This is a genomic window from Mesorhizobium sp. M1307, assembly GCF_040318155.1.
Classification (GTDB): domain Bacteria; phylum Pseudomonadota; class Alphaproteobacteria; order Rhizobiales; family Rhizobiaceae; genus Mesorhizobium.
Genome location: NZ_JAMYLR010000084.1, coordinates 1 through 7,120 on the forward strand (window position 1 = coordinate 1; position 7,120 = coordinate 7,120).

Annotated in this window: 8 protein-coding genes; 7 read left to right on the forward strand and 1 reads right to left on the reverse strand. The window is 65.3% G+C overall.

Annotated features, from left to right (window positions below; translation table 11 throughout):
- Nucleotides 1-127: 127 nt before the first annotated feature.
- The 6 genes from NKH16_RS34315 (at nucleotide 128) to NKH16_RS34340 (ending at nucleotide 4,815) form a co-directional block, all read left to right on the forward strand.
- Complete coding sequence (locus NKH16_RS34315) at nucleotides 128-391, forward strand: hypothetical protein (protein ID WP_352903872.1); 264 nt, start codon at nucleotides 128-130, stop codon at nucleotides 389-391.
- Entirely contained in the window at nucleotides 378-1,334 is a 957-nt protein-coding gene (locus NKH16_RS34320; protein WP_352449246.1) for an AAA family ATPase, read from the forward strand. The genes NKH16_RS34315 and NKH16_RS34320 overlap by 14 nt, the downstream gene beginning before the upstream one ends.
- Nucleotides 1,331-2,638, forward strand: a complete 1,308-nt coding sequence (locus tag NKH16_RS34325) for a DUF58 domain-containing protein (RefSeq protein WP_352745987.1) — start codon at nucleotides 1,331-1,333, stop codon at nucleotides 2,636-2,638. Before NKH16_RS34320 ends, NKH16_RS34325 begins: the two co-directional genes overlap by 4 nt.
- Nucleotides 2,635-3,666, forward strand: a complete 1,032-nt coding sequence (locus NKH16_RS34330; RefSeq protein ID WP_352745988.1) for a stage II sporulation protein M — start codon at nucleotides 2,635-2,637, stop codon at nucleotides 3,664-3,666. The genes NKH16_RS34325 and NKH16_RS34330 overlap by 4 nt, the downstream gene beginning before the upstream one ends.
- Nucleotides 3,667-3,730: 64 nt before the next feature.
- Nucleotides 3,731-4,519, forward strand: a complete 789-nt coding sequence (locus NKH16_RS34335; protein WP_352457151.1) for an RDD family protein — start codon at nucleotides 3,731-3,733, stop codon at nucleotides 4,517-4,519.
- Nucleotides 4,520-4,539: 20 nt separating this feature from the next.
- Nucleotides 4,540-4,815 carry a hypothetical protein gene (locus NKH16_RS34340; RefSeq protein WP_352449242.1) on the forward strand — a complete coding sequence of 92 codons (276 nt, stop codon included), beginning with the start codon at nucleotides 4,540-4,542 and terminating at the stop codon, nucleotides 4,813-4,815.
- A 41-nt stretch (nucleotides 4,816-4,856) separates the two neighbouring features.
- Here NKH16_RS34340 and NKH16_RS34345 read toward each other — a convergent pair whose 3' ends face one another.
- The gene (locus NKH16_RS34345; RefSeq protein ID WP_023674428.1) at nucleotides 4,857-5,543 is read right to left on the reverse strand and encodes a D-lyxose/D-mannose family sugar isomerase; all 687 of its coding nucleotides are present in this window, start codon (nucleotides 5,541-5,543) and stop codon (nucleotides 4,857-4,859) included.
- 247 nt (nucleotides 5,544-5,790) lie between these two features.
- Here NKH16_RS34345 and NKH16_RS34350 point away from each other — a divergent pair, with 247 nt between their 5' ends.
- On the forward strand, nucleotides 5,791-6,849 hold the full coding sequence (locus NKH16_RS34350; protein ID WP_352745991.1) for a D-TA family PLP-dependent enzyme: 1,059 nt from the start codon (nucleotides 5,791-5,793) through the stop codon (nucleotides 6,847-6,849).
- Nucleotides 6,850-7,120 lie beyond the last annotated feature (271 nt).

Sequence of the window (7,120 nt, forward strand, 5' to 3'; positions counted from 1 at the left end):
CGCCACCCCCGGCCGGGGGGGGGGGGGGCGGTCCCGGCGGGCGTGGGGCGGTGCGGCCCCGCCGCTACCCCCCCCCCCCGCTTGCCCTTCCCCATCGGGGGGGTGGTTCTAAACGACGGCGATGCTCATGCGGCGTGCCGGTCGGCTGGACGAACTGGGAGGCCGCTATGCGGCCTTGATGCGGGTACGCGCCGGCGCGCTGCTCGGCGCACCGCAAGGGTTGCAAGGCAAACCGCTCGACCACTGGCTCGACTCTCGCGATAAGGAGCAAGCCGGCGGTTTCACGACGCGCTCGCAAGCGGCCGGCGAGGCGAAGAACCTGACGCAGATGCAACAGGCAGCAGAACGGCTGCATGACTGGACGGCAAGGAGGCTCGGTGAACGTCGATGATGTGAAGGCCCTGGCGACACGGATCAGGGAAGAAGTGGCCAAGGCGATCACCGGGCAGCACGATACGGTCGACCTGATGCTGACCGCCTTGTTTGCGGGCGGGCATATCCTGCTGGAAGGTCCCCCGGGCACGGCCAAGACAATGACGGCGCGCTGCTTCGCCCAGGCGCTGGGGATCGCCTACGGGCGCATCCAGTTCACGCCGGACCTGATGCCGGGCGATATCGTCGGGTCGAACATCTACAACTTCCAGACCGGGCAGTTCACGCTGACGCGCGGCCCGATCTTCTGCGATCTCCTGCTTGCCGACGAAATCAACCGCACGCCGCCCAAGACGCAGGCCGCACTGCTCGAGGCGATGCAGGAACATGCGGTCACCTTCGACGGCACCACGCATTCGCTCGGCCGCAATTTCATGGTCGTCGCGACCCAGAATCCGATCGAGCACCAGGGCGTCTATCCGCTGCCGGAGGCGCAGCTCGACCGCTTCCTGTTCAAGCACCGCGTCAGCTATCCCGGCCCCGAGGAAGAACGAGCCATCATCGTCCATCACGGCGGCGGCTCCGCCTCGCACGACATCGCGCAATATGGCATCGAGGCGCAGACGGATCGCGAAACGCTGCAGGAGGCCCTTGAAGTCGTCGGCTCCGTCACCCTTGTCGACGATGTCGTCGGCTACATAGCGGCGCTGGTTCGGGCTACGCGCGAAAATGCCGATCTGGAGGTCGGGGCCAGTCCGCGCGCCGGCGCCATGCTGGCGCGCGCGGCGCGTGCCCGGGCGGCGCTGGACGGACGCGCCTACGTGATCCCCGACGACGTCAAGGCGCTGGCGGTGCCGGCGCTGCGTCATCGCGTCATCCTTTCGCCTGCCGCCCAGATCGATGGCCGGCTGGTCGAGCAGATCGTCTCCGACCTGGTCGACCAGACGGAAGCACCACGTTGATCTATCCCAGCGGCCGAGCGGTATGGGCAGCTGCGGCCGGCGCGGTGCCGGCCTTCCTGGTCGCGCTGGCACTGCCGTCGTTCTGGTATCTGGGGTTGCTGTGGAGTTGCCTGCTGCTTGCCTTCCTGGCGGTGGATGCCGCGGCCGGACGCGGACGGGCATCGCTGAATGCCAGCATCGATGCGCCGCAGCAGGTCGGTGTCGGCGGCGAGTTCAGCGTGCACGTCGCCGCCCGTCACTCGGGGCCGCGCGCCGCGGAGGCTCGGGTCGGCCATGATGCGCGTCTGGCGCCGGTGAGCGGCAGCGGCGGCGCGTTGCAGCCGACCGCCGGAGGCGGGTCGCTCAATCTCCGCTTCCAGGCGCTGCGGCGCGGCGTCGCCAGCTTCGACCGTCTCTGGGTGCGCTGGCGCGGGCCATTTGGGCTGGTCTGGAACCAGGTCGTACTGCCGGTGGAAAGCAAGGTTGCGGTGCTGCCCGACGTCAGCAGCGCTCGCGGCGAGGCGATCGCGCTGCTGCAACATGCGGCGCTTGCCGAAGGCCATGCGCAGCGCCGCGCCGGCCAAGGCCGCGAGTTCGACGCGCTCAAGGATTACCAGCCGGGCATGGGCCGGCGCATGATCGACTGGAAGCGCAGCGCCCGCCACGGCAAGCTTTTGGCGCGCGAGTTCCGCATCGAGGAGAACAACAATATCGTGCTGGCCATCGATAGCGGACGCCTGATGTGCGAACCGGTCGACGGTGTGCCGAAGGTGGACCGGGCCGTGACGGCCGCCTTGCTGTCGGCATTCATCGCGCTGAAGGGCGGTGACATGGTCAGCTTGTTCGGCTTCGATGCAAGGCCGCGCGTTTCGAGCGGCGCGGTGCGCGGCCCCGCCAGCTTTGCGATGATCCAGAAACGGGCCGCCGAGATCGACTACTCCAGCGAGGAGACCAATTTCACGCTGGCATTGACGACGCTGGCGGCGCGGCTCGACCGCCGCTCGCTGGTCATCATCTTCACCGATTTCGTCGATCCGATCAGCGCGGAATTGATGCTGCGCACCGTGGGCCGGCTCACCGAACGGCATCTCGTGCTGTTCATGATGATGAAGGACACCGAACTGGAGGGCCTGGCCGACCTGCCGCCACGCTCCGGCGAGGATGTTGCCCGCGCGGTCGTCGCCGGAGGGCTTTTGCGCGAAAGGCAGGTCGTCATCGGCCGGCTGCGCCTGCTTGGGGCGCATGTGATCGAAGCCGACCACAGCCGGCTCGGTCCGGCGCTGGTCGAGCGCTATCTGCAGTTCAAGCAGGAGGATTTGCTGTGACGGCGCCGGTACGCAGCAATGCGGTGCGCGGCGACGCGGTACGCCAGTCGCTGGCCAGCTTCCGCCGCGAGCGCGAGGCCGACTGGAAGGCATTCGAGGCGTTGCTGGCGCGTGTCGAGAAGCGTGCGCCGCGGACGCTTTCCGAAGAGGAGCTGCTGTCGCTGCCGCTGCTCTATCGATCGGCGCTGTCTTCCCTGTCGGTGGCGCGCGCGACATCGCTCGATAATGCGCTGGTCGGCTATCTCGAAGCGCTGTCGCTGCGCGGTTATTTCTATCTCTACGGCGCGCGCCGCGGGCTGCGGCAGCGCCTCGCCGATTTCTTCCTGCATGACTGGCCCGAAGCCATTCGCGACCTGTGGCGCGAGACATTGGCGTCGGTCGCGCTGATGGTGATCGGCATTGGTGCAGGCGCCTGGCTGGTGGCATCCGACAAGAGCTGGTTCGACGCGATCATCCCGCCCGGCCTGGCAGGAGGCCGCGGCCCCGACACCTCGGCCGAACTGCTGCGAGGCATGCTTTATGATGGCGACAATGGCTTTCTCTCAGGCTTTGCCGCCTATCTGTTCACGCACAACGTCCAGGTCGCAATCCTGGCCTTCGCCCTTGGCTTCGCCTTCGCAGTGCCGACGGTGCTGCTGATGCTGTTCAACGGCTGCATGATCGGGGCGTTGTTCCAAGTCTACTGGTCCAAGGGGCTTGGCATGGAGCTCGGCGGCTGGCTGGCCATCCACGGCACCACCGAATTGTTCGCAATCTCTTTGGCCGGCGCGGCGGGCATGCGCATCGGCACCAGCATCGCCTTTCCCGGCGAATTGACACGCATGGCGGCAGCGGCTCGCGCCGGACGCATCGCCGCGAACGCCATGGTCGGGGTCTCAGTCATGCTGCTGTTTGCCGGGCTGCTCGAGGGCATTGGCAGGCAGACCATCACCAGCGACATCACGCGCTACGGCATTGGCGGTGGCATGCTGGTGCTGTGGATCGGTTATTTCTACCTGTTCCGGGCGGTGCGGCATGGCGATCGTTAAACGCGCCGCCTTCGCGGCTATACGGCCGCTGATCACGCCCGAAGGCGTCGATCTCCGGATAAAGTTGGCCGACGCCGGCACGCGGGCCTCCGCCTTCCTGCTCGACATCGTGTTCATCGCCGTGGCTGCAATCGTGATCACGATCGTCGCGCTGTTCGGGGTGGGAGGCCTTGGCAGCGAGGGATTTCAGCCGCTCTTCGTCGTCTGGATCATCCTGATCTTCTTTCTGCGCAACGCCTACTTCATCGTTTTCGAAGCGGGCCGGCGCGCGGCTACGCCCGGCAAGCGGATCGTCGGCATCCGGGTCGCGTCGCGCAGCGGAGACGGCCTGTCGATCGACCAGGTCATCGCCCGCAACCTGATGCGCGAGATCGAGGTGTTCCTGCCGCTGTCGATCATCGTTGGACGCAGCGGGACCGACCTCGCCGACACGCTGACGACGGTGTTCGGACTGGTGTGGACGCTGCTGTTTGCCTTGTTCCCGCTGTTCAATCGAGACCGCATGCGGATCGGCGACCTGTTGGCGGGGACCTGGGTGGTCGAGGCGCCGAAGCGCGCCTTGCTTGAAGACCTGTCGGCACGGCAGGATCCGGCGGCCGGCGCCTTCCGGTTCAGCCACGCCCAACTCGATGCCTACGGGATTGCCGAACTCCACAAGCTGGAGGAGGTGCTGCGCCGCGACGACTATTTCGCCCTGCGGACGGTGGCCGAAACGATCGGACGCAAGATCGGCGCGGCACCCCAAGCCCATGACGCACGCGCGTTCCTGACGGCGTATTACGGGGAATTGCGGGCGCATCTCGAGCGCAAGCTGCTGCTGGGCAACCGCAGGGCCGACAAGCACGCACGGTAACAACGCTCCGCGAGGCTGTCATGAACACATCTCTATCCGAGCTTGAACTTCAAGAGATGGAAGCCCGAGTTGCCGCGGCCCAGACCGGCCCGTGGAAATCGTGGGTCGAGGGCCGGGATTTTTCTGGAGGATCGAATTTCATCCAAACCGGCCAAGGACCGGATAGAGGTGAAGACATCGAAATGACTGGCGCGACGATTGCCGACCAGGATTTCATTGCCGCCGCTCGCCAGGACATCCCTCGCCTGATCGCCGAAGTCCGCAGGCTACGTGGAATTGCTAATCGCACGAATTGAATTCGTGGTCGTTTTTCGACAATCCTGCCGACTCTTCTGCCCTACCCCACCCACTTCTCATAATCGGACACCAGCAGGTGCAGCGGTGCTGTGTCCTCGTCGATGTCCGCGAAGCGGCCGATTGGCTCGCGGAAGACGTTGTCGGTGAGATCGTCGTTGACGGTCGAAACCTCGCCGATCAGCACGTCCTTGCCCTCGGCCCAGAAGGCGTGCCAGACGCCCGGCAGCAAAGTGACGCTCTGGCCTGGGTCGAGCTTCAGCAGCCCGCCCGCGGGCAGCCTGTGGATGGTTCCGTCGACAGGCACCGATACTTCGGCCTTCGGATCGATGCCGCCATCGCGATCATGCATGAACAGCTCCAGCACCAGCTTGCCGCCGCCACGGTTGATGATGTCCTCGGCCTTGATGTTGTGGCGGTGCATCGGCGACAGCTGATCCTTGCGCGAGATCATGATCTTTTCGGCATAGAGCATGCCCATGCCCTTCTTCATGTCCTCGTAGCGGCCGTTGCGAACGGTGAACAGGAACAGGCCGAGCTCGTCGAATTTCTCCTGGCCGTAGTCGGTGATGTCCCAGCCAAGCCGCGACGAGAAGATTGCCGACGAATCCTGCCGGCGCGCCTTCATCTCTTCCGGCGACCAGTAGGCGAAGGGCGGCATGATGTAGCCGAACGAGCGGATGAAGGCGTCGGCGTCGCGGATGATGTCGTTGATGGCGGAGCGTTTCATGATCGTGGTTCCTTCCCGTCGCTTTGCGAGCGCTAGAACGGTTCATCGTTTCACGGAAACGCCGAACCGCTCTATCTTTTTTTTGGACGCAATTCCGGACGGAAAACCGTTTCACACTTTTCCTGGGAATTGCTCAAACTGCAATAGCCGAACGTCCATCCGGTGTCGATGCAAACTGCTGTCGCTGGCCCCATGACATGGGGTCCGATCAGGGCCATAAGGTCAACCAATTTCCGATGGTGAGACCATGCGCAGCATAGACGACCTCGATACGCCGGCGATCCTGATCGATGCCGGCCGCGCCGAAGCCAATATCGCGCGGGCGCAGGCCCATGCCGACCGGCACGGGCTGAAGCTCAGGCCGCACATCAAGACCCACAAACTGCCCTACTGGGCAAAGAAGCAGATCGCGGCCGGCGCCGTCGGCATCACCTGCCAGAAGATCGGCGAGGCCGAGGTCATGGCCGACGCCGGACTGACCGACATCTTTCTGCCCTACAATATCCTCGGGCGGGCCAAGCTGGAGCGCCTCAAGGCGCTGCACGGCCGCGTAACCCTGTCGGTGACAACGGACAGCATGGACACGCTGATGGGACTTGCCGCCACCTTTACCGATCCCGGCCACCGCCTGCCGGTGCTGGTCGAATGCGACACCGGCATGGGCCGCTGCGGTGTGCAGTCGGCCGGCGAGGCAGCCGCGCTGGCGAGCGAGATCGACAAGTTCCGGGGGCTCGTCTTCGGCGGCTTGATGACCTACCCGGGGGCTGGCCGCGCCGCCGAGACCGAGGCGTGGCTCGCCGATGCGCAGCAAGCACTTGCCGCAGCCGGCCTTGCTTGCGAGCGCATTTCCAGCGGCGGCACACCCGATATGTGGCGTTCCGGCGAGCATAGCGTCGTTACCGAATACCGGCCCGGCACCTACATCTATCTCGACCGCTATCAGGTCGCCAAAGGCGTCGGCAGCCTCGACGATTGCGCACTGACGGTGCTGTCGACGGTGGTCAGCCACCCAACGCCGACACGCGCCATCCTCGACGCCGGCAGCAAGGCCCTGTCCAGCGACACGCTGGGGCTCGCCGATTTCGGCGAGCTGCTGGGCATTTCAGGCGCAAGGGTGACCAGCCTCAGCGAAGAGCACGGCAATGTCACTCTGTCAGGCGGCGCCGAGCTTCGCATCGGCGAGCGCGTACGCGTCGTGCCCGACCATTGCTGCGTCGTCACCAACCTGTTCGACGAGGTGCATCTGATCGAAGGCGAGACGGTGATCGAGACGCTCCCGGTCAAGGCGCGCGGGCGGATGGGATGAGTCCAGCTGGAGCGCGTGCGCTTCAGGTACAAAATCCTTCAAACGCTGGAGGGACAGCGCCCCCCTCTGGCCTGCCGGCCATCTCCCCCTCAAGGGGGGAGATCGGTAGCTTCGCCGGTAGCGCCTCTCTTTCAACTTTCGCGATTGGCGAAACGATACGTGACATTCAATCTCCCCCCTTGAGGCACTAGGGCGTATACACATCTTGCTGCGACGGATTGACTCGGTTGTGACGTGTCGGATTCCGCCGGCGTGTGCTGTATGATTCTTC